Origin of the sequence: Agrobacterium sp. CNPSo 2736, from assembly GCF_004005385.1 — a bacterium.
GTDB classification, from domain to species: Bacteria; Pseudomonadota; Alphaproteobacteria; order Rhizobiales; family Rhizobiaceae; genus Agrobacterium; species Agrobacterium leguminum.
In genome coordinates this window covers 263,245-282,828 of record NZ_RZTX01000004.1, presented here as the reverse complement: position 1 = coordinate 282,828, position 19,584 = coordinate 263,245, and the positions used below count along the sequence as shown (strand labels likewise).

Annotated in this window: 20 protein-coding genes; 2 read left to right on the top strand and 18 right to left on the bottom strand. The window is 60.5% G+C overall.

Features of this window, described 5'->3' with window-relative positions; all coding sequences use genetic code 11:
• Positions 1-40 precede the first annotated feature (40 nt).
• From EM858_RS09715 to sdhC, 13 genes are all read right to left on the bottom strand, one after another.
• Positions 41-682 carry a LysE family translocator gene (locus tag EM858_RS09715; protein WP_120947543.1) on the bottom strand — a complete coding sequence of 214 codons (642 nt, stop codon included), beginning with the start codon at positions 680-682 and terminating at the stop codon, positions 41-43.
• A gap of 10 nt (positions 683-692) precedes the next feature.
• Positions 693-1,103 (bottom strand): MAPEG family protein, encoded by a 411-nt coding sequence (locus EM858_RS09710; RefSeq protein ID WP_127756558.1) that lies wholly within the window; start codon positions 1,101-1,103, stop codon positions 693-695.
• A gap of 23 nt (positions 1,104-1,126) precedes the next feature.
• Positions 1,127-2,359 (bottom strand): 2-oxoglutarate dehydrogenase complex dihydrolipoyllysine-residue succinyltransferase, encoded by a 1,233-nt coding sequence (gene odhB, locus EM858_RS09705; protein WP_035263525.1) that lies wholly within the window; start codon positions 2,357-2,359, stop codon positions 1,127-1,129.
• Between the two features lie 53 nt (positions 2,360-2,412).
• Positions 2,413-5,409 carry a 2-oxoglutarate dehydrogenase E1 component gene (locus EM858_RS09700; protein ID WP_080815669.1) on the bottom strand — a complete coding sequence of 999 codons (2,997 nt, stop codon included), beginning with the start codon at positions 5,407-5,409 and terminating at the stop codon, positions 2,413-2,415.
• 178 nt (positions 5,410-5,587) lie between these two features.
• Complete coding sequence (gene sucD / locus EM858_RS09695; RefSeq protein WP_127756557.1) at positions 5,588-6,490, bottom strand: succinate--CoA ligase subunit alpha; 903 nt, start codon at positions 6,488-6,490, stop codon at positions 5,588-5,590.
• Positions 6,491-6,507: 17 nt separating this feature from the next.
• Positions 6,508-7,701 carry an ADP-forming succinate--CoA ligase subunit beta gene (gene sucC / locus EM858_RS09690; RefSeq protein ID WP_127756556.1) on the bottom strand — a complete coding sequence of 398 codons (1,194 nt, stop codon included), beginning with the start codon at positions 7,699-7,701 and terminating at the stop codon, positions 6,508-6,510.
• Positions 7,702-7,732: 31 nt separating this feature from the next.
• A complete protein-coding gene (gene mdh / locus EM858_RS09685) occupies positions 7,733-8,695 on the bottom strand; it encodes a malate dehydrogenase (RefSeq protein ID WP_003523512.1) in 963 nt (320 codons plus the stop codon).
• Between the two features lie 178 nt (positions 8,696-8,873).
• On the bottom strand, positions 8,874-10,037 hold the full coding sequence (gene zapE / locus EM858_RS09680; protein ID WP_127756555.1) for a cell division protein ZapE: 1,164 nt from the start codon (positions 10,035-10,037) through the stop codon (positions 8,874-8,876).
• Positions 10,038-10,129: 92 nt separating this feature from the next.
• Positions 10,130-10,672, bottom strand: coding sequence for a protease inhibitor Inh/omp19 family protein (locus tag EM858_RS09675; protein ID WP_080815662.1), 543 nt, complete (start codon positions 10,670-10,672; stop codon positions 10,130-10,132).
• A gap of 205 nt (positions 10,673-10,877) precedes the next feature.
• The gene (locus EM858_RS09670) at positions 10,878-11,657 is read right to left on the bottom strand and encodes a succinate dehydrogenase iron-sulfur subunit (RefSeq protein ID WP_080815660.1); all 780 of its coding nucleotides are present in this window, start codon (positions 11,655-11,657) and stop codon (positions 10,878-10,880) included.
• 15 nt (positions 11,658-11,672) lie between these two features.
• Positions 11,673-13,514 carry a succinate dehydrogenase flavoprotein subunit gene (gene sdhA / locus EM858_RS09665; RefSeq protein ID WP_127756554.1) on the bottom strand — a complete coding sequence of 614 codons (1,842 nt, stop codon included), beginning with the start codon at positions 13,512-13,514 and terminating at the stop codon, positions 11,673-11,675.
• A 7-nt stretch (positions 13,515-13,521) separates the two neighbouring features.
• Positions 13,522-13,902, bottom strand: coding sequence for a succinate dehydrogenase, hydrophobic membrane anchor protein (gene sdhD / locus EM858_RS09660; RefSeq protein ID WP_020010869.1), 381 nt, complete (start codon positions 13,900-13,902; stop codon positions 13,522-13,524).
• An 11-nt stretch (positions 13,903-13,913) separates the two neighbouring features.
• Positions 13,914-14,306, bottom strand: coding sequence for a succinate dehydrogenase, cytochrome b556 subunit (gene sdhC / locus EM858_RS09655; protein ID WP_080815656.1), 393 nt, complete (start codon positions 14,304-14,306; stop codon positions 13,914-13,916).
• A 306-nt stretch (positions 14,307-14,612) separates the two neighbouring features.
• Here sdhC and EM858_RS09650 point away from each other — a divergent pair, with 306 nt between their 5' ends.
• Complete coding sequence (locus tag EM858_RS09650) at positions 14,613-14,993, top strand: hypothetical protein (RefSeq protein ID WP_164865391.1); 381 nt, start codon at positions 14,613-14,615, stop codon at positions 14,991-14,993.
• Positions 14,994-15,041: 48 nt separating this feature from the next.
• On the opposite strand, the gene EM858_RS09645 is transcribed toward EM858_RS09650, so the two are convergent.
• The 5 genes from EM858_RS09645 to tsaD all read right to left on the bottom strand — a co-directional run bounded on the left by EM858_RS09645 (position 15,042) and on the right by tsaD (position 18,581).
• Positions 15,042-15,686 carry a methyltransferase gene (locus EM858_RS09645; protein ID WP_127756553.1) on the bottom strand — a complete coding sequence of 215 codons (645 nt, stop codon included), beginning with the start codon at positions 15,684-15,686 and terminating at the stop codon, positions 15,042-15,044.
• Positions 15,687-15,693: 7 nt separating this feature from the next.
• Positions 15,694-16,137, bottom strand: coding sequence for an EVE domain-containing protein (locus EM858_RS09640; protein WP_127756552.1), 444 nt, complete (start codon positions 16,135-16,137; stop codon positions 15,694-15,696).
• Between the two features lie 6 nt (positions 16,138-16,143).
• Positions 16,144-16,437: a YciI-like protein gene (locus EM858_RS09635; RefSeq protein ID WP_003523501.1), complete on the bottom strand. Its 294-nt coding sequence runs from the start codon at positions 16,435-16,437 to the stop codon at positions 16,144-16,146.
• Between the two features lie 63 nt (positions 16,438-16,500).
• A complete protein-coding gene (locus EM858_RS09630) occupies positions 16,501-17,484 on the bottom strand; it encodes an NAD(P)H-dependent glycerol-3-phosphate dehydrogenase (protein WP_127756551.1) in 984 nt (327 codons plus the stop codon).
• A complete protein-coding gene (gene tsaD / locus EM858_RS09625) occupies positions 17,484-18,581 on the bottom strand; it encodes a tRNA (adenosine(37)-N6)-threonylcarbamoyltransferase complex transferase subunit TsaD (protein WP_127756550.1) in 1,098 nt (365 codons plus the stop codon). Before tsaD ends, EM858_RS09630 begins: the two co-directional genes overlap by 1 nt.
• A gap of 73 nt (positions 18,582-18,654) precedes the next feature.
• Here tsaD and hemC point away from each other — a divergent pair, with 73 nt between their 5' ends.
• The gene (gene hemC, locus EM858_RS09620) at positions 18,655-19,584 is read left to right on the top strand and encodes a hydroxymethylbilane synthase (protein ID WP_127756549.1); all 930 of its coding nucleotides are present in this window, start codon (positions 18,655-18,657) and stop codon (positions 19,582-19,584) included.

Genomic DNA, 19,584 nt, shown 5'->3' with positions numbered 1-19,584 from the left:
AAGATACCGATCATTGCCCTGCTTGCGTTTGACCTGAAATTCAGGCCGCTTTTTCCGTTGCGAGTTTTATACCGAGAGCGATGAAGACCACGCCGCTGGTGCGGTCGATCCATTGGCTGGCGCGCTGAAATGCGGCGCGCATGCGCGGCGTCGTCATGAACAGGCTGACGCCGACGAACCACAGGATAAGGCAGCTCGCCATGACGAAGCCGTATCCGAACTTGATGGCGACCGGCGTGTGAGCATGAACCACCGTCGAAAAGATCGACAGGAAGAAAAACACCGGCTTGGGGTTGAGTGCATTGGCGGCAAAACCGAGCGTGAAAGCCTTAAGCGCCGTCTGGCTGCTTTTCGCCTGAACGCCTTCACCTTCAGCGGCGGGCAGTTCGGTCTTGCCGGCGCGCAGCGCCTTGATGCCGATATAGATCAGATAGGCGACGCCCAGCCATTTGACGATGTTGAAGAGATAGATCGACTGGGAAATGATGAGACCAAGCCCGAGGATCGTATAGGTGACGTGGAACATCAGGGATGTGCCGACACCGAAGCTGGTGATGATCGCCTGTTTGCGACCGTGCACCATGGCCTGGCGCATGACCATCGCGAGATCCGCGCCGGGCGAGACGATCGCAAAGGAGAAGATCGCCATCAGGGATGCAAGTTCGATGAGATATTGATGCATAGGCTCGACCTCAGATCAGCGCGACAAGCATGAGGACCAGACCGCCAAGGGACACGACCCACGCGATCGACCGCACATAGGGCACGCCTGCCAGATAAAGCGGGATGTAGACGATGCGCGCCATGGTCCATATCCAGCCGCCCGTCAGCCCCCAGCCGGAAGCGTCACCGGCGATCGCAAGAGCGAGAGTGAGACCGACGAAAGCCGGATAGGTCTCGCGAAAATTATCCGAGGCGCGCTGCGCACGTCCAGCAAACACCCCTTTGAGGTCCTGCCGCATATCGCGCGCGCCCGCATTCCAGGCAAGGCCGAGTTCCCGCGTGGCGGACATGGCCTGAAGGCAGATATGCAGGAGAAGAAGAATGACGCTGAGCGCCAGCAGGAACACGAAAGGTCCATTCCCGCCGGCCAGGTTTTCCATCCCTCTTCTCCCCTGTTTCAGTCTTAGAGATCAAGAACCAGACGTTCCGGATCTTCCAGGCTTTCCTTGACGCGAACGAGGAAGGTCACGGCTTCCTTGCCGTCAACGATACGGTGATCGTAGGAGAGCGCAAGATACATCATCGGACGGATGACGACCTGACCGCCGATGGCGACCGGACGCTCCTGGATCTTGTGCATGCCGAGAATGCCCGACTGCGGCGCGTTGAGGATCGGCGAAGACATCAGCGAACCGTAGACACCGCCATTGGTGATGGTGAAGGTGCCACCCTGCATGTCGGCCATGCCGAGCGAACCGTCACGCGCTGCCTTGGCAAGACGGCCGAGTTCCTTTTCGACACCGGCGATGGAGAGCTGGTCGGCATCGCGGATGACCGGAACGACGAGGCCCTTGTCGGTGCCGACAGCCATGCCGACATGACAATAGTTCTTGTAGATGATGTCGGTGCCGTCGATTTCCGCGTTGACGGCCGGCAGTTCCTTCAGCGCGTGGGTCACGGCCTTGGTGAAGAAGCCCATGAAGCCGAGCTTGACGCCGTGCTTCTTCTCGAACACGTCCTTGTAACGGTTGCGCAGGTCCATGACCGCGCTCATGTCCACCTCGTTATAGGTGGTCAGCATGGCGGCGGTGTTCTGTGCGTCCTTCAGGCGACGGGCGATCGTCTGACGCAGGCGGGTCATCTTCACGCGCTCTTCGCGAACGGCATCCTGCTCCGCGGAAACCGGGCGGGGGGCAGCAGCCGGAGCCGGAGCGGCGGCCGGTGCCGAAACGCCCTTGGCGACAGCGGCGAGAACGTCACCCTTCAGAACCTGACCGCGCTTGCCCGAACCGTCGACCTGATCGGCGGACAGGTTGTTTTCAGCAAGCAGCTTGCCGGCGGCAGGTGCGGGCGGCATGGAGCCGGTTGCCGGTGCGGCAACGGCGGCAGGCGCCGGTGCGGCAGCTGCAGCAGGCTTTGCCGGTTCGGCAGCCGGTGCGGAGGTTGCAGCGCCGGCAGCACCTTCGGCGATCTGGCCGAGAAGCGCGTCGAGACCGACAGTTTCGCCGTTCTGCGCAACGATTTCGGTGAGAACGCCGGATGCAGGCGCCGGGACTTCGACGGTAACCTTGTCGGTTTCCAGTTCAACGAGAGGTTCGTCGGCCTTGACGGTATCGCCGACCTTCTTGAACCAGGTGCCGACGGTCGCTTCGCTGACGGATTCGCCGAGGGTTGGTACGCGGATTTCAGTGGCCATGATCTAGTTCCGTTATTCAGGTGTCTTTTTTGCGGGGCGATGCGGGAGAGTTCTCACTCTCCCAGCGCGTCTTCCAGGAACGCAGCAAGCTGCGCCAGGTGCTTGGACATCAGGCCGGTCGCCGGAGAGGCGGCAGCCGGACGGCCCGTGTAACGGACCTTCTGGTACTTGGCGTCGATATGCGCCAGAACCCATTCCAGGTAAGGATCGATGAACGACCACGCACCCATGTTCTTCGGCTCTTCCTGGCACCAGACCATTTCCGCATTGCGGAAGCGCGACAGCTCGTTGATGAGCGCCTTGGCCGGGAACGGGTAAAGCTGTTCGATACGCAGCAGGTAGATATCGTCGATACCGCGCTTTTCGCGTTCCTCGAGCAGATCGTAATAGACCTTGCCCGTGCACATGACGACGCGGCGGATCTTCGAATCCTTCTGCAGCTTGATCGGGCCGTCCTTGATGACTTCAGCATCGTCCCACAGGAGACGGTGGAAGGAAGACTCGCCTGCAAGCTCGGCCAGCGAAGAGGTGGCGCGCTTGTGACGCAGCAGCGACTTCGGCGTCATCAGGATCAGCGGCTTGCGGAAGTCGCGCTTCACCTGGCGGCGCAGGATGTGGAAGTAGTTGGCCGGCGTCGTGCAGTTGGCAACCTGCATGTTGTCTTCGGCGCACATCTGCAGCCAGCGCTCCAGACGGGCGGACGAATGTTCCGGGCCCTGACCTTCGTAACCATGCGGCAGAAGGCAGACGAGACCGGACATGCGCAGCCACTTGCGTTCACCCGAAGAGATGAACTGATCGAACACCACCTGCGCGCCGTTGGCGAAGTCGCCGAACTGGGCTTCCCAAAGGGTCAGCGCATTCGGACGGGCCAGCGAGTAGCCATATTCGAAACCGAGAACGGCTTCTTCCGAAAGCATCGAGTTGATGACTTCGTAACGGGCCTGCGTCGGCGAAAGGTTGGCGAGCGGAATATAACGCTCTTCGGTCTCCTGATCGTAGAGGACCGAGTGACGCTGCGAGAAGGTGCCGCGTTCGCAATCCTGACCGGAAAGACGAATCTTGTGGCCGTCAGCAACGAGCGAACCGAACGCAAGCGCTTCCGCCATTGCCCAGTCGATGCCTTCGCCCGTCTCGACCATCTGCGAGCGGTTTTCCATGAAGCGCTGGATCGTGCGGTGGGCGCTGAAACCTTCCGGAATGGTCGACAGCTTCTTGCCGATTTCCTTGAGCTGCTTCATCGGCACGCCGGTCTTGCCGCGACGCTGCTCATCGGCATTGTCGGCGGCGCGCAGACCCGACCACTGGCCGTCCAGCCAGTCGGCCTTGTTCGGCTTGTAGGACTGGCCTGCCTCGAATTCCTGCTCGAGATGGGCGCGCCAGTCGGCCTTCATCTTCTCGAATTCGCCTTCGTTCATCAGGCCTTCCGCGATCAGGCGGTCGGCATAGATGCGCGCGACTGTCTTGTGGCCACGGATAACCTTGTACATTTTCGGCTGCGTGAACGCCGGCTCGTCGCCTTCGTTATGGCCGAAGCGGCGGTAGCAGAACATGTCGATGACGACAGGCTTGTGGAACTTCATGCGGTATTCGGTCGCAACCTTGGCCGCATAGGTGACCGCTTCCGGATCGTCGCCGTTGACGTGGAAGATCGGCGCTTCGATCATCTTGGCGACGTCGGACGGATAGGGCGACGAACGCGAGAAGGCCGGGTTCGTCGTGAAGCCGATCTGGTTGTTGATGATGAAGTGCATGGTACCGGCAACGCGGTGGCCGCGCAGACCGGAAAGGCCGAGAATTTCCGCAACAACGCCCTGACCCGCAAAAGCGGCATCGCCGTGCAGCAGGAGCGGCAGCACCTTGGCGCGCTCGGACAGCGGAATGATGTCGCCGTCCCACACCTTGGCCAGCTGGTCCTGCTTGGCGCGGGCCTTGCCCATGACAACGGGATTGACGATTTCAAGGTGCGACGGGTTCGCCGTCAGCGACAGGTGAACCTTGTTGCCGTCGAATTCGCGGTCGGAGGACGCACCGAGGTGGTACTTCACGTCGCCCGAACCTTCGACATCGTCAGGCTTGAACGAACCGCCCTTGAACTCGTGGAACACGGCGCGGTGCGGCTTGCCCATGACGTTGGTCAGAACGTTCAGGCGGCCACGGTGGGCCATGCCGAGAACGACTTCTTCCAGGCCTTCCTGCCCGCCGCGCTTGATGATCTGCTCGAGCGCCGGGATCAGCGATTCACCGCCATCGAGGCCGAAACGCTTGGTGCCCTTGAAACGCACGTCGAGGAACTGCTCGTAGCCTTCGGCTTCGACCAGCTTGGACAGAATGGCCTTCTTGCCTTCCGCCGTGAAGGCGACGCCCTTATCCGGACCTTCGATGCGCTCCTGAATCCAGCCTTTTTCTTCCGGGCTGGACATGTGCATGAATTCAACACCGATGGTGGAGCAGTAGGTGCGCTCCAGAATATCGATCATTTCACGCACGGTCGCATATTCGAGGCCGAGCACGTTATCGATGAAAATCTTGCGGTCGTAATCGCTTTCCTCGAAGCCGTAGGACTTCGGCGAAAGCTCGTTATAGTCCTCAACGGCAACGGCAATGCCGAGCGGGTCGAGCTTGGCATGCAGGTGGCCGCGCATGCGGTAGGCGCGGATCATCATGATGGCGCGAACGCTGTCACGGGTCGCCTGCAGCACTTCGGCTTCGCTGACCGGCTTGCCGGTATCGGCGCTCTTGGCCTCAGCCTTCGCCTGAACCTTTTTCTCGATGGCCTTTTCGACCGTGGCCCAGTTGCCATCGAGTGCGGAAACCAGTTCGCCATTCGCCGGGATCGGCCAGTTGGCGCGCTTCCAGGAGGCGCCCTTGGCCGCCTTCTTCACATCTTCCGGGTTATCGGACAGTGCCTTGAAGAAGCTCTGCCACTCCGGCGACACGGAAGAGGGGTCCTCTTCGTACCGGGCATAGAGCTGCTCGATATAGGCTGCATTCGCGCCGTCCAGAAACGACGTGATCTGAAACTGCTCGTTCGCTTCTTGCCTTGCCATTGTGTTCTTGCGGACTTGTCCGTCCGCCTCCTCGATGCCGTTAGGGCCGTTCGCCGGCCTGCCGCTTTGATTATTGCTGTCTGCCGCCGGGGCGGTATGCCGTTCTGTCTGTCGTTCCTTGCGGCATCGGGCAGCGTGGCATTGAAGCCACGCCGCCCGTTACCGATGTCATGTGGTCTCAGCCCTTGAGGACTTCAACCAGCGTCTTGCCGAGGCGCGCCGGGGAAGGCGACACCTTGATGCCGGCCGCTTCCATGGCTGCGATCTTGGACTCTGCGTCACCCTTGCCGCCGGAAACGACAGCGCCGGCGTGGCCCATGGTGCGGCCCTTCGGAGCCGTACGGCCCGCGATGAAGCCGGCCATCGGCTTCTTGCGGCCCTTCTTGGCTTCGTCGATCAGGAACTGCGCCGCATCTTCTTCAGCCGAGCCGCCGATTTCGCCGATCATGATGATCGACTGCGTGGCTTCGTCAGCGAGGAACATTTCCAGCACGTCGATGAACTCGGTGCCCTTGACCGGGTCGCCGCCGATGCCGACAGCCGTCGTCTGGCCGAGGCCTTCGTTGGATGTCTGGAACACGGCTTCATAGGTGAGCGTGCCCGAACGCGAAACGATACCGACCGAACCCTTGCGGAAGATGGAGCCCGGCATGATGCCGATCTTGCATTCTTCCGGCGTCAGGATACCCGGGCAGTTCGGGCCGAGCAGGCGCGACTTGGAGCGGTCGAGGCGAGCCTTGACGCGAACCATGTCCATGACCGGGATACCTTCGGTGATGCAGGTGATGAACGGAATTTCCGCGTCGATGGCTTCGATGATGGCGTCTGCTGCACCTGCCGGCGGAACGTAGATCACGGATGCGTCTGCACCGGTCTTTTCCTTGGCTTCGGCAACCGTTGCGAAGATCGGCAGGCTTTCACCCTTGGAGCCGGTCCAGGTTTCGCCGCCCTTCTTCGGGTGAATACCGCCGACCATCTGCGTGCCGTAATAGGCAAGCGCCTGTTCGGTGTGGAAGGTGCCGGTCTTGCCGGTCAGACCCTGAACAAGGATCTTCGTGTCTTTATTAACAAGAATAGACATTATTTCCGGTCCCTCAATTAGCCGTTGATCGCCGCGACGATCTTCTTGGCTGCGTCGTCCAGATCGTCAGCAGCCGTAATCGCAAGGCCAGATTCGTTGAGAAGCTTCTTGCCAAGTTCGACGTTGGTGCCTTCGAGGCGAACAACGAGCGGAACCTGCAAACCGACTTCCTTCACCGCGGCAATCACGCCTTCGGCGATGACGTCGCACTTCATGATGCCGCCGAAGATGTTGACGAGGATACCCTCGACCTTCGGGTCGGCCGTGATGATCTTGAAGGCTGCCGCAACCTTCTCCTTGCCGGCGCCGCCGCCGACGTCGCAGAAGTTAGCCGGCTCTTTGCCGTAAAGCTTGATGATGTCCATCGTCGCCATGGCAAGACCTGCACCATTGACCATGCAGCCGATGTTGCCGTCGAGCGCCACGTAAGCGAGGTCCCACTTGGATGCTTCGATTTCCTTGGCGTCTTCTTCGGTCTCGTCGCGCAGCGCCTTGACATCGTCATGGCGGAACAGCGCGTTGCCGTCGAAGGACATCTTGGCGTCGAGAACGCGCAGATGGCCATTTTCCATGACGATCAGCGGGTTAACCTCGAGGAGAGCCATGTCCTTCTCGTTGAAGGCCTTGTAGAGGATCGGGAAGAGCGACTTTGCGTCTTCGGCTGCAGCACCCTCAAGCTCGAGAGCCTTGGAGATTGCGGCAACGTCAGCCTCGCTCACACCCTTTTCCGGGTTGATGGCAATGGTGTGGATTTTCTCGGGCGTGTCGTGGGCGACAGCTTCGATGTCCATGCCGCCTTCCGTGGAAACCACGAAAGCAACCTGACCGACTGAACGATCAACCAGCAGCGAGCAGTAAAGTTCGCGGGCAATGTCGGCACCGTCTTCGATGTAGAGACGGTTGACCTGCTTGCCGGCTTCACCGGTCTGCGCCGTTACCAGCGTGTTGCCGAGCATGTCCTTGGCGTGGGAAACGACTTCGTCGATGGACTTCGCCAGACGAACGCCGCCCTTGGCGTCCGGGCCGAGTTCCTTGAACTTGCCCTTGCCGCGGCCGCCAGCGTGGATCTGGCTCTTGACGACGTAAAGCGGGCCGGGAAGCTGCTTGGCGGCAGCTTCAGCTTCTTCGACCTTGAGAATGGCGACGCCTTCAGCAACCGGCGCGCCGTAGCCCTTCAGAAGAGCCTTGGCCTGATATTCGTGAATATTCATGGAATAATCCCTGTTTGGAGCCGCTAGGCTATTACTTCAGCGACGGAGCGATGTTGACGCAGGCTTCGCAAAGACCAGCGACAGCGCCGACGGACTTCTGGAAGGCGGCTTCTTCTTCCTTGTTCAGTTCGATCTCGATGATGCGCTCGATACCGCCGGCACCGATGATGGTGGGCACGCCGACATACATGTCGTCGACGCCATACTGGCCCGAGAGGTGGGCAGCGGCGGGCAGAACGCGCTTCTTGTCCTTGAGGTAGGATTCAGCCATTTCGATTGCCGAAGCGGCCGGCGCATAATAGGCCGAACCGGTCTTCAGCAGGCCGACGATTTCCGCACCGCCGTCACGGGTGCGCTGGATGATCTGCTCGAGGCGCTCGGCGGTCAGCCAGCCCATCTTGACGAGATCGGTCAGCGGAACGCCGGCAACGGTGGAGTAACGTGCGAGCGGCACCATGGTGTCGCCGTGGCCGCCTAGAACGAAGGCGGTGACGTCTTCAACCGAAACGTTGAATTCTTCGGCGAGGAACAGGCGGAAACGGGCGCTGTCGAGAACGCCGGCCATGCCGACGACCTTGTTCTTCGGCAGGCCGGAGAACTTCTGCAGCGCCCAGACCATGGCGTCGAGCGGGTTGGTGATGCAGATGACGAAAGCATTCGGGGCATATTTCTTGATGCCGGCGCCGACCTGTTCCATGACCTTGAGGTTGATGCCGAGAAGATCGTCGCGGCTCATGCCCGGCTTGCGGGCAACGCCAGCGGTGACGATGCAGACGTCAGCGCCTTCGATGGCGGCGTAATCGGAAGCGCCGGTGAGCTTTGCATTGAAGCCTTCAACCGGGCCGGACTGGGCAATATCCAGACCCTTGCCCTGCGGGATGCCGTCGGCAATATCGAAGAGGACGATATCGCCCAGTTCCTTCAGGCTGGCGAGATGCGCCAGCGTGCCGCCGATCATGCCAGAACCAATAAGTGCAATTTTTTTGCGAGCCATCGAATGCTTCCTCTTGAGCTTCAATTCAATTTCACCGCGCCAAACCGGCAGCCAAATTGTCGCACTCCGATTAGCCCCATTGGCTAAAATTGGCAACAGATTCTTTTCTGGTGAATATTTTCAATCGTTTAGATCATTATTTTCTTACGTAAACGTAAGAAAATACGTCACGAAAGTGTCAAACTTTCTGGCGTTTTTCGTGGTGCAGCGCCAGATAATCCGCGCTGCGCATTTCAAACAGGCGCGAGGCGGTGCGATCGAACTCGAAACCTTCGGTCCCCTTGCGCTTGCCGAGCAGGTCTTCCGGCATGGCGGCAGCGGAGGCAAAAAGCCGGACGCTGTGGTCGTAAAGCGCATCGATGAGGATGATGAAACGCTTGGTCTCGTTGCGCTTGTCCGCGTTCAAGAACGGGATATGATCGATGAAGACCGTGTCGAAACGATTGGCGATGGCAAGGAAGTCGGAAGCCCCAAGCGGCTTTTCGCAAAGATCGGAAAAGGAAAAGCGAGCGACCCGACCGCTGGCGCGCGGCACCAGAATGGAACGGCCCTTCATGGGTATCTCGGTCGGTGCAACGAGGTGACCGGCAATCATGTGCCGCCAGGCCATGTCCATCGCCTGATCCGCCGAACCGTCGAGCGGCGTGACATAGACGGGAAGGCTTTCCAGCTTCTCCATCCGGTAGTCGGTGGGGCTGTCCAGCGTCACCACCTCAACATGCTTCTTCAAGAGATCGACGAAAGGCAGGAACAGGCCGCGATTGAGACCATCCTTGTAGAGATTGTCCGGCACGACGTTGGAGGTCGTCACCAATGTGCAGCCATTGGCGAACAGCTCGCTGAACAGCCGCGCAAGGATCATCGCATCGGCAATATCCGTGACCGTAAATTCGTCGAAGCATAAAAGCTCAGCCTCCGCCAGGAGCTGGGCCGCAACGGGCGGAATCGGATCGGCCTGTTTGGTTTCGCCATTCTTCAGCTTCTGCCGATGCGCATGCACACGATTATGCACATCCGCCATGAATTCATGAAAATGGCAGCGCCGTTTGGAGGAAACCGGCGCCATCTCATAGAACATGTCCATCAGCATCGTCTTGCCGCGGCCGACGCTGCCATAGACATACAGCCCCTTGACGAAGGCGGCAGGCCCGGACTTGCGCGCAAACATCCAGCCGAGCGCGCTCTTCTTCTTGGCGGGCTTGCGCGCCTTCAGATCGGCAAGGATACGGTCCAGATGCGCCGCCACGCCAAGCTGGGCGGCATCGGCCTGCAAGGTGCCAGCTGCCGTCAATGCGTTGAGCTGTTCAACGACACTATGATTGTAATCGGGCAAGGGCTTCATGGATAAACGCCTCGGACGCGGGCGCACAAAGGCACCCGCGACGAATGGACAGGCTTAGAGCGAAAAGAGCGCTCCGGCTGCACCGGAAAGACTCATCGGCTGAGGCTGAGCGGCTGGCCGCTATTGGTCGTGCCATCAAAGCGCGCATCGGCGCTCTTGTAGACGCGGCCAATCGTGTCACCCGAACGGTTCTTGAAGAGAACCATCTTGCCGGACACTTCCCAGGACCCCATCGCCGTCAGCTCGCCCGCGCAACCGCGCGTGCCGCCACGCGAGCCGCTGCCGAGATTGGTGAGCGTCAGGAACATGTCGCAATTGGCGCCGCCATTGGAAACGCGCCAATTGCCGACCATGGATTCCTTGGTAACGTCAAGTGCGGCCGCCGGCGGAGCGGCAGAAGCGACATTGGTTCCACCGGGGGCCGCCGAAGCAGGTGCCGACGGGAACTGGCCGCCCGTGGCGCCACCGGGCGGCGGCAGGGCGCCGGACTGCACGGAGGGGACCGGCTGCGCCTGCAAAGGCGGCGTATAACCGGGATTGTTGCTGCCGTTGTTGTTGTAATCGTAGGAGGTACGTTGGCAACCGGCGAGAGTCATCACAACCGCAAGGCCCGTCACCACATATCTGAATTGCATATCAAGCTCCCGATTCTCTCGCTTCCGGAAAGATCATGATCAAACAAGAAGGCTGAATTATTACCAAAGCCTTATCTTGCGCAAGCGATGGCCGGGATAATTACCATTTCGGTCGATTTTTACCGAATTTTCCCACGCCGGGTTGTAAAAAGGGCCGCGGTCGAGACCGCAGCCCGCTAGATTTTCTGTCGTCAGCGAATCGCCTTTAAACGCGGCGCTCGACCATCATCTTCTTGATTTCCGCGATCGCCTTGGCCGGGTTCAAGCCCTTCGGGCAGGCCTGCGCGCAGTTCATGATGGTGTGGCAGCGATAGAGACGGAACGGGTCCTCGAGATTGTCCAGACGCTCGCCGGTTGCCTCATCGCGGCTGTCGATCAGCCAGCGATAGGCCTGCAGCAGAACGGCCGGACCGAGATAACGGTCGCCATTCCACCAGTAGCTGGGACAGGAGGTGGAGCAGCAGGCGCAGAGAATGCACTCATAAAGACCGTCGAGCTTCAAGCGGTCCTCATGGCTCTGCTTCCATTCCTTGGCGGGCGTCGGCGAAACCGTCTTCAGCCAGGGCTCGATGGAGCGATGCTGGGCGTAGAAATTCGACAGATCGGGAACGAGGTCCTTCACGACAGGCATGTGCGGCAGCGGATAAACCTTCACCGTGCCGTTGATCTCTTCCATGCCCTTGGTGCAGGCGAGCGTGTTGGTGCCGTCGATGTTCATGGCGCAGGAACCGCAAATGCCTTCGCGGCAGGAGCGGCGCAGCGTCAGCGTCGGGTCGATATTGTTCTTGATGTAGAGAAGCGCATCCAGAACCATCGGTCCGCAATCATCGACGTCGATATAGAAAGTGTCGATGCGCGGGTTCTGGCCGTCATCCGGGTTCCAGCGATAGATGCGGTATTCGCGCACATTCTTGGCGCCGTCCGGCTTCGGCCAGACCTTGCCTTCGCTGATCTGGGAATTCTTGGGGAGAGCGAGTTCAACCATATCCAGTTCCTCAAATCAGTAGACGCGCGCCTTCGGCTCGATCTTTTTAGGATCGATGCCGTCGGCGATGAGGTCGGTGTGAACAGGGCGGTAGTCGAGCTTGACGTCGCCTTCCGGGCTGACCCAGGCAAGCGTGTGCTTGCGCCAGTTCACGTCGTCGCGACCGGCGAACGGACCATCGACGAAATCCTCGCGGGCGTGCGAACCGCGGCTTTCCTTGCGCGCTTCCGCGCCATAGACCGTGGTGATCGCGTTGGCCATGAGGTTGTGCAGCTCGAGCGTCTCGACCAGATCGGAGTTCCAGACCATCGAACGGTCGGTGACCTTGACGTCAGGCAGTTCCTTCCAGATGGCGGAAAGACGCTGGCAACCGCTTTCCAGCGATTCCTGCGTGCGGAACACGGCCGCATCGTCCTGCATGGCGCGCTGCATCTTGTCGCGCAGCACCGCCGTCGGCCTCGAGCCGTTGGCGTAACGCAGGCTGTCGAAGCGCTCCATGATCCTGTCGCAGGCAGCCGTATCGAGAGCGGGAACAGCCTCGTCACGATTGATGACCTGAGCGGCGCGGATCGCGGCTGCACGGCCGAAGACCACGAGGTCGATCAGAGAGTTGGAACCGAGGCGGTTGGCGCCGTGAACGGAGGCGCAGCCGGCTTCGCCAACAGCCATCAGGCCGGGCGCGATGCGCTCCGGGTTGTTGGCATCGGCATTCAGCACTTCACCCCAATAGTTGGTCGGAATGCCGCCCATATTGTAGTGAACCGTCGGCAGGACCGGGATCGGCTCGCGGGTCACATCGACACCGGCAAAAATCTTCGCGCTTTCGGAAATGCCCGGAAGACGCTCATGCAGGATCGCCGGATCGAGGTGATCGAGATGCAGGAAAATGTGGTCCTTGTTCTTGCCGACGCCGCGGCCTTCACGGATTTCCATCGTCATGCAGCGCGAGACAACGTCACGCGACGCAAGGTCCTTGGCGGAAGGCGCATAACGCTCCATGAAGCGCTCGCCTTCGGAGTTGACGAGATAACCGCCTTCGCCGCGCGCGCCTTCGGTAATCAGGCAGCCTGCGCCGTAAATACCGGTCGGGTGGAACTGAACGAATTCCATGTCCTGAAGCGGCAGGCCAGCGCGGGCGATCATGCCGCCGCCGTCGCCGGTGCAGGTATGGGCCGAGGTCGCCGAGAAGTAGGCGCGGCCATAACCGCCGGTCGCCAGCACCACCATCTTAGCGGCAAAGCGATGGATTGTGCCGTCATCGAGGTTCCAGGCGACGACGCCGGTGCAGCGGCCATCCGGAGACATGATGAGGTCGAGCGCGAAATATTCGATGAAGAATTCCGCATTGTTACGCAGCGACTGGCCATAAAGCGTGTGCAGAATGGCGTGGCCGGTACGGTCGGCGGCGGCGCAGGTGCGCTGCACCGGCGGGCCTTCGCCGTAATTCTGCATGTGACCGCCGAACGGACGCTGGTAGATCTTGCCTTCTTCGTTGCGCGAGAAAGGCACGCCGTAATGCTCAAGCTCATAGACCGCCTTCGGCGCTTCCATGGCGAGATATTGCATCGCGTCGACGTCACCGAGCCAGTCGGAGCCCTTTACGGTGTCGTAAAGGTGCCACTGCCAACAGTCGGGCGTCATGTTGGTGAGCGATGCGGCAATGCCGCCCTGCGCCGCAACCGTGTGGGAGCGCGTCGGGAAAACCTTGGTGATGCAGGCCGTGCGGAAACCCTGTTCCGCCATGCCGAGCGTTGCGCGCAGACCCGCGCCGCCGGCGCCCACCACGATCACGTCATAGGAGTGATCGACATAGGTGTAGGCCTTGCCATTCTGGGAAGGTGAACTGATCGATGCCATGGCGGACTTATCCTGCGAATGCGATTTTCAGAATGGCGAAGATGGAAAGGCCGCCAATCAAAATCGCGAAAAACATATTGAGCATCAGAAGAACGAGCTTCGAAACCTCGGCGTGAACGTAGTCTTCGATGATGACCTGCATGCCGAGCTTCATGTGAATGAGGCCGGAAACCAGCACCAGAGCCATGATGACCGCGACGAGCGGGTTAGACAGCGCGGCAACGACTTCCGGATAGGGCGCGCCGGCGTATTTGATGAGAAAGACCACGAAGAAGAGGAGCAGCGGAACGTTGGCGACCGCAGTCACGCGCTGACGCCAGAAATGGTCGGTGCCTTCCTTGGCGGAGCCGAGGCCGCGAACCTTTCCGAGAGGTGTACGCATATCCATGAAAAATCTCCTCAGCGCACGATCAGGGCAATGACCCAGATCAGCGCGGTCAGACAGATCGACACCACCCACGAGGCCTTTGCCAGCTTGGTGGTAAAGTGCTTCTCGAAACCATAGCCCAGATCCCACATGAAATGGCGAAGGCCGCCAAGCATGTGATGAACCAGAGCCCAGGTATATCCGATCAGGATGAGCCTGCCGACGATCGTACCCATCGCCCAGTTGACCCAGTCGTAATAGGCCGGACCCGAGGCGATGGCGATCAGCCACCAGGCAACCAGAAGCGTTCCGAAATAAAGCGCGCCGCCTGTGATGCGGTGCACGATGGAAGCAACCATCGTCGGAATCGGCTTGTAAATTTGAAGATGCGGCGACAGAGGCCGGTTATTAGTCGCATTCGCCATCAGAACCTCGCGGCGTTTTCCCGTGCGCCCACCAGACAGGACGCCCCCAAGCAACAGCACATGACGAAAGAATGTGCATTGCACCAACCGCGACGTTTAATCACATGGGAGCATCACGACAAGCACATTTCATGGCCGATTCCAATTTAATCGATTGGTTCACGAATTTTTTTTGGAATTTTTTTGCGTCAAAATAAAAAATCGAGCGTTTCCAAGATTTACGCCCCTAAAATATTTACCTTTACGTAATTCATGAATCGTGTAATTTACCTTTGGTTAACCAAGAAAATCCGGAGAATGAGGCTCATGTTACAGCGCCGAATCGCCGCTTTGACCATGATGGTCGCAGGCGTCATTTTCACCGTGGCGCCTCCAGCGGCGGCAGAGAATTCTTATGGCCGCCGTGATTATCAGCACAACTATCAACACCGTCAATCGCAGGTAAGCTTCTCCACGGACGGGCTGCCATCCACCCTCCCCGGCGGCACTTACGTCGGTGCGATATCGGCGCTGCGCGTTCGCGGCAATGGCAATTATTTCGCAATTGGCGGCCGGCTTTCACGGAAAAGCGCAACGGTTGCGACGGGCGCGCAACTTGCGCCAAAAGCGAAAATCATCGATGTCCGTGCTGCGACCGCTGGCGACGCCTGCGCCTACGAGCATGGTGTCTGCATTATTCGGCCATAGAGTATTTCCGGCAAGAAGCGGTTTTGCTGCAAATGCGCGATGCGCTGATCAGATGAAACGCCACACCGTGGTCTTCTTCACTTCGCTGTCTTCCAGCGCCCGCGTCACAGGCACCTGATAGGTCGCCTCCGCGCGGAGCCGCTCTTTGGGCAAATAAGCGCGTCCGGGATCGCCGACGAGAACGCTCACGCCTTTTTCCGTCAGTTCCAGAAACCACGGTACGAGAAGATCGGCAAAGGCGCGGTCGTAAAACACGTCGCCGGCCAGCAGAACATCCGCCTCAACCGGTTTTCCAACCAGATCAAGCCCGGTGAAAGCAATGTCCACGTTATTGAGAGCCGCGTTCAGCCGAATGGCCGTCTCTGTCCACGGATCGATATCGGCCGCCAGAACAGTATCCGCGCCCGCCTTTGCCGCAGCGATGGCGACCAGACCGGAGCCGCTGGCGAAATCCAGCACGCGCCTGCCGGAAACGCTGTCGGGATGATCGAGAACGTAGCGGGCAAGCCCCTGCCCGCCGGCCCAGGCGAAGGCCCAGAAGGGCGGCGGCAGGCCGATCGCTTCCAGCTCCTCCTCCGTCTTCAGCCACAGCTCATGGGCTTCAGTGGCGAGATGAAGACGCAACTCCGGCACATGCGGCGGATGCATGATGGCGGTATTGTCGAGAATGAAGCGTTCGGGATCGGTCCTCAACGAAGCATCAGTCCGGTGACTTCGGCGGGTTGGCGAGACCGCCCATGCGGCAGATCTCGAGATATTCCTCTTCCGTCACCGGCTGCACGGAAAGCCGCATGGAAGTAACAAGCGACATCTTCGCCAGCTTGGGGTTGGCCTTCACATCCTTCAGCGAAACGGGCTGCGGCATGTCGCACACGGCGCGGATATCCACGCAATCCCATTTCAGATCGCCTTCGGCGGTCGAGTCCGGATGCGACAACGCGCAGACTTCGACGATGCCGACGACATCCAGCCCCTCATTGGAGTGGTAGAAGAAACCCTTGTCGCCGATCTTCATGGCGCGCATGTTGTTGCGCGCCTGATAATTGCGCACGCCGGTCCATTCTTCGCCCGCCTCGCCCTTGGCCTTCTGCATTTCCCAGGACCATTTGAACGGCTCGGACTTGTAAAGCCAGTAATTCGCCATGTCCGGTCATGCTCCCGGATTGTTGAAGACCCAATTATAGGGCTTCACGTCAACGCTTTCGAACAGGCCGGCCTTGGCGTAGGGGTCGGCATCGGCGAGAGCCTTCGCGGCATCGATATCGGCGGCGTCAACAATCACGAGGCTGCCGTTCGGCTTGCCTTCGGCATCCAGAAACGGGCCGGCGATCTTCAGCGTGCCCTCGGCATTCAGCTTGTTCAGATGCTCCAGATGCGCCGGGCGCGTTTCCATGCGCACATTCAGATGGCCGGGCTTGTCCTTGCAGATAAAGGCAAACAGCATTTTCGTCTCCTCGTTAAAACATGTCTTCCAAACGCGTCAGCGGTTTGGAGCGAAGACCCGCCCTCATTCGGTGGTGATGGGCCGTGTCATCAATTGTTGCATGGCGCTCGCCACATCCAGATTGCCGTCAATGATAGCGGCCACCGCTTCGGTAACCGGCATGTCGACAGCGTGACTTTCCCCGAGCCGGGCGGCGACGGCTGCCGCGAAAGCGCCCTCCACCAGCCCGCCGGACATATCCTTACCCTCACCCCGGCCGAGCGCGATACCGAAACGCAGGTTTCGCGACTGGTGGCTGGTGGCGGTTAGCACCAGATCGCCAAGGCCCGAGAGGCCGCGCACCGTGTCCGCCTTTCCACCCATCCCAACGATGAGACGCGACATTTCGGCAAGCCCGCGCGAAATCAACGCCGCCCGGGCGGAATCGCCAAGACCCGCGCCTTCGACGATGCCGGCGGCAATGGCAAGAACATTCTTCAGCGCCCCGCCAAGCTGCACGCCGATACGGTCGGTCGAGGCATAAAGCCGGAAGGTCTTGCCGGAAATCGTGGTCGCAAGCCGCTCGGCTATCGTCGCATCTTCCGCCGCAATCGCCATGGCCGTGGGCAAACCACGCGCTATGTCAGCCGCAAAGCCCGGACCGGACAGAACCGCAATCGGATGATGCGGCAGTTCCGCCTCCAGAAGTTCCGTCAGCAGCCGGCCGGAGCTGCGGTCGATCCCCTTGGCGCAGGTGACAATGATTGAGTCATTAGCCAGATAAGGGCCGTAATGACGCGCCGCATCGGCATGAGCCTGCGAGGGCATGGCGAAGAGGACGATGCCGGCGCCGGCCAGAACATCGGGCTCGGCGGAAAATTCAAGCGCATCCGGCAGATCGACGCCCGGCAGTGCCGCCTCGTGCACGCGGTCGCTCCTGAGGTCGGCCATCAGGGACGGATCGCGGCCGAGCAGGGTCACGTCATGCCGGTTTTCCAAAGCGATGACGACGGCGAGCGCTGTTCCGAAGGCGCCGGCGCCGATGACGACGATTTTCTCCCGCTGCATCAGGCCTTGGCTCCCCTTTTACCGAAACCGATCAATGTCTCCGCCCTCCCATCCAGCGGCCAGCGCGAACGCGGCGGGATTTCGAGCGGATCGGGGTCCCGGCCGTCCGCCATGCGCTCCAGCCCCGCCCAGGCGATCATCGCGGCATTATCCGTGCAGAGCCGGTGCGGCGGCGCGACGAAGCGGAAGCCATGGGTATCGCAAAGCGATTGCAGCGTCTGGCGGATTTCCTGATTGGCGGCGACGCCGCCGGCGACGACCAGAGCAGGCTCGGTTTCTGTATGCGGAAATTCCTGCCTGAAACGGGCAAGGCCACGACCGATCCGATCCTTGAGCGTGCGCGACACCGCTTTCTGGAACGAGGCGCAGATATCGGCAATATCCTGCACGGAAAGCGGCGCGATGGCGGTCGCCGCCTGCCGCACCGCCGTCTTCAGGCCGGAAAAGGAAAAATCGAGCCGTGCTTCGCCGACCATGGGACGCGGAAGCGGAAAACGGTTCGGATCACCCTTCGCCGCCGCCTTCTCGACCGCAGGCCCGCCGGGATAGGGCAGGCCCAGAAGTTTCGCGGTCTTGTCGAAGGCCTCCCCCAGCGCGTCATCGATGGTGGTGCCCCAACGCTCATAATCGCCCACGCCACGCACCAGCACCAACTGGGTATGGCCGCCGGAGACGAGCAGCATCAGATAGGGAAAAGACAGACCATCGGTGAGGCGCGCCGTCAGCGCGTGGCCTTCCAGATGGTTGATGGCGTAAAGCGGCTTGCCGGCCGCCTTGGCGATGGCCTTGCCCGTCATCAAACCCACCAGCAGGCCGCCGATGAGGCCGGGGCCGGAGGTGGCGGCGATGGCGTCGACATCGGCAAGGGTCACACCCGCCTGCTCCAGCGCTTCTTCCACCAGCGTATCCAGCGCCTCGACATGGGCGCGCGCGGCAATTTCCGGCACTACGCCGCCATAGGCGCTGTGTTCCTCAAGCTGCGACAAAACGACGTCGGAGACAATCTCGCCATGGCCGTCCGCATGCCGAACCACAATGGATGCGGCGGTTTCGTCGCAGCTTGTCTCTATGCCGAGAATACGAAGAAAGGGGGTCATCAAATCTGTTCGTTCATTGCGATCATGCGCTGAGTTGGTCTAAGACAACTCCGGTAACAATGGATAGACGCGGATGCAAACAAAACCTTTCCGAATCGGCACGCGCGGCAGCCCGCTGGCGCTCGCGCAGGCTTACGAGACGCGCAACCGGCTGATGGCGGCGCATGGGCTGCCGGAAGAAATGTTCGAAATCGTCGTGCTGTCCACCAAGGGCGACCGGATAACCGATCGCGCTTTGTCGGAGATCGGCGGCAAGGGCCTGTTTACCGAGGAGCTGGAAAGCCAGCTTCTGTCCGGCGAACTCGATATGGCCGTGCATTCCTCCAAGGACATGCCGACCCTTCTGCCCGAAGGCCTCTATCTGTCCGCTTTCCTGCCGCGCGAAGACATACGCGATGCCTTCATCGGCCGCACCGCACCCAAGCTGCTGGAGCTGCCGCAGGGCGCCGTTGTCGGCTCCGCATCCCTGCGCCGCCAGGCGCTGATCCGCCGCCTGCGGCCGGATCTGAGCGTCATCATTTTTCGCGGTCAGGTCGATACCCGCCTGCGCAAGCTGGAAGAAGGTCAGGCGGATGCGACGCTTCTCGCCTTTGCCGGCCTGAAGAGACTTGGTAAGGACAATGTGCCGACGGAAATTCTCGACCCGAAGGAATTCCCTCCTGCTCCGGCCCAGGGGGCTATCGGCGTGGAAAGCCGCATCGGCGATACGCGCATGGACGAGCTGCTCGCTCCCATAAACGACAAGCCCACTCATGATGCCGTGACCTGCGAGCGCGCCTTTCTGGCAGCACTCGATGGCTCCTGTCGCACGCCGATTGCCGGCTACGCCACCTGCCATAGTGAGGAATTGCATTTTTCCGGACTGATCCTCACTCCCGATGGCCAGACGAGCCACGGCATCGAAATCTCCGGCAACCGCCGCGATGCGGCAAAGCTCGGCCGGCAGGCCGGCGAAGACGTGCGCGCCAAGGCGGGCAGCAATTTCTTCGAAGGCTGGAGCTGA

Bases quoted from the DNA above. Each gene is read 5' to 3' on its own strand.
- EM858_RS09715 (WP_120947543.1), bottom strand. From the start codon at position 682: ATGCATCAATATCTCATCGAACTTGCATCCCTGATGGCGATCTTCTCC.
- EM858_RS09710 (WP_127756558.1), bottom strand. From the start codon at position 1,103: ATGGAAAACCTGGCCGGCGGGAATGGACCTTTCGTGTTCCTGCTGGCG.
- odhB (WP_035263525.1), bottom strand. From the start codon at position 2,359: ATGGCCACTGAAATCCGCGTACCAACCCTCGGCGAATCCGTCAGCGAA.
- EM858_RS09700 (WP_080815669.1), bottom strand. From the start codon at position 5,409: ATGGCAAGGCAAGAAGCGAACGAGCAGTTTCAGATCACGTCGTTTCTG.
- sucD (WP_127756557.1), bottom strand. From the start codon at position 6,490: ATGTCTATTCTTGTTAATAAAGACACGAAGATCCTTGTTCAGGGTCTG.
- sucC (WP_127756556.1), bottom strand. From the start codon at position 7,701: ATGAATATTCACGAATATCAGGCCAAGGCTCTTCTGAAGGGCTACGGC.
- mdh (WP_003523512.1), bottom strand. From the start codon at position 8,695: ATGGCTCGCAAAAAAATTGCACTTATTGGTTCTGGCATGATCGGCGGC.
- zapE (WP_127756555.1), bottom strand. From the start codon at position 10,037: ATGAAGCCCTTGCCCGATTACAATCATAGTGTCGTTGAACAGCTCAAC.
- EM858_RS09675 (WP_080815662.1), bottom strand. From the start codon at position 10,672: ATGCAATTCAGATATGTGGTGACGGGCCTTGCGGTTGTGATGACTCTC.
- EM858_RS09670 (WP_080815660.1), bottom strand. From the start codon at position 11,657: ATGGTTGAACTCGCTCTCCCCAAGAATTCCCAGATCAGCGAAGGCAAG.
- sdhA (WP_127756554.1), bottom strand. From the start codon at position 13,514: ATGGCATCGATCAGTTCACCTTCCCAGAATGGCAAGGCCTACACCTAT.
- sdhD (WP_020010869.1), bottom strand. From the start codon at position 13,902: ATGGATATGCGTACACCTCTCGGAAAGGTTCGCGGCCTCGGCTCCGCC.
- sdhC (WP_080815656.1), bottom strand. From the start codon at position 14,306: ATGGCGAATGCGACTAATAACCGGCCTCTGTCGCCGCATCTTCAAATT.
- EM858_RS09650 (WP_164865391.1), top strand. From the start codon at position 14,613: ATGTTACAGCGCCGAATCGCCGCTTTGACCATGATGGTCGCAGGCGTC.
- EM858_RS09640 (WP_127756552.1), bottom strand. From the start codon at position 16,137: ATGGCGAATTACTGGCTTTACAAGTCCGAGCCGTTCAAATGGTCCTGG.
- EM858_RS09635 (WP_003523501.1), bottom strand. From the start codon at position 16,437: ATGCTGTTTGCCTTTATCTGCAAGGACAAGCCCGGCCATCTGAATGTG.
- EM858_RS09630 (WP_127756551.1), bottom strand. From the start codon at position 17,484: ATGCAGCGGGAGAAAATCGTCGTCATCGGCGCCGGCGCCTTCGGAACA.
- tsaD (WP_127756550.1), bottom strand. From the start codon at position 18,581: ATGACCCCCTTTCTTCGTATTCTCGGCATAGAGACAAGCTGCGACGAA.
- hemC (WP_127756549.1), top strand. From the start codon at position 18,655: ATGCAAACAAAACCTTTCCGAATCGGCACGCGCGGCAGCCCGCTGGCG.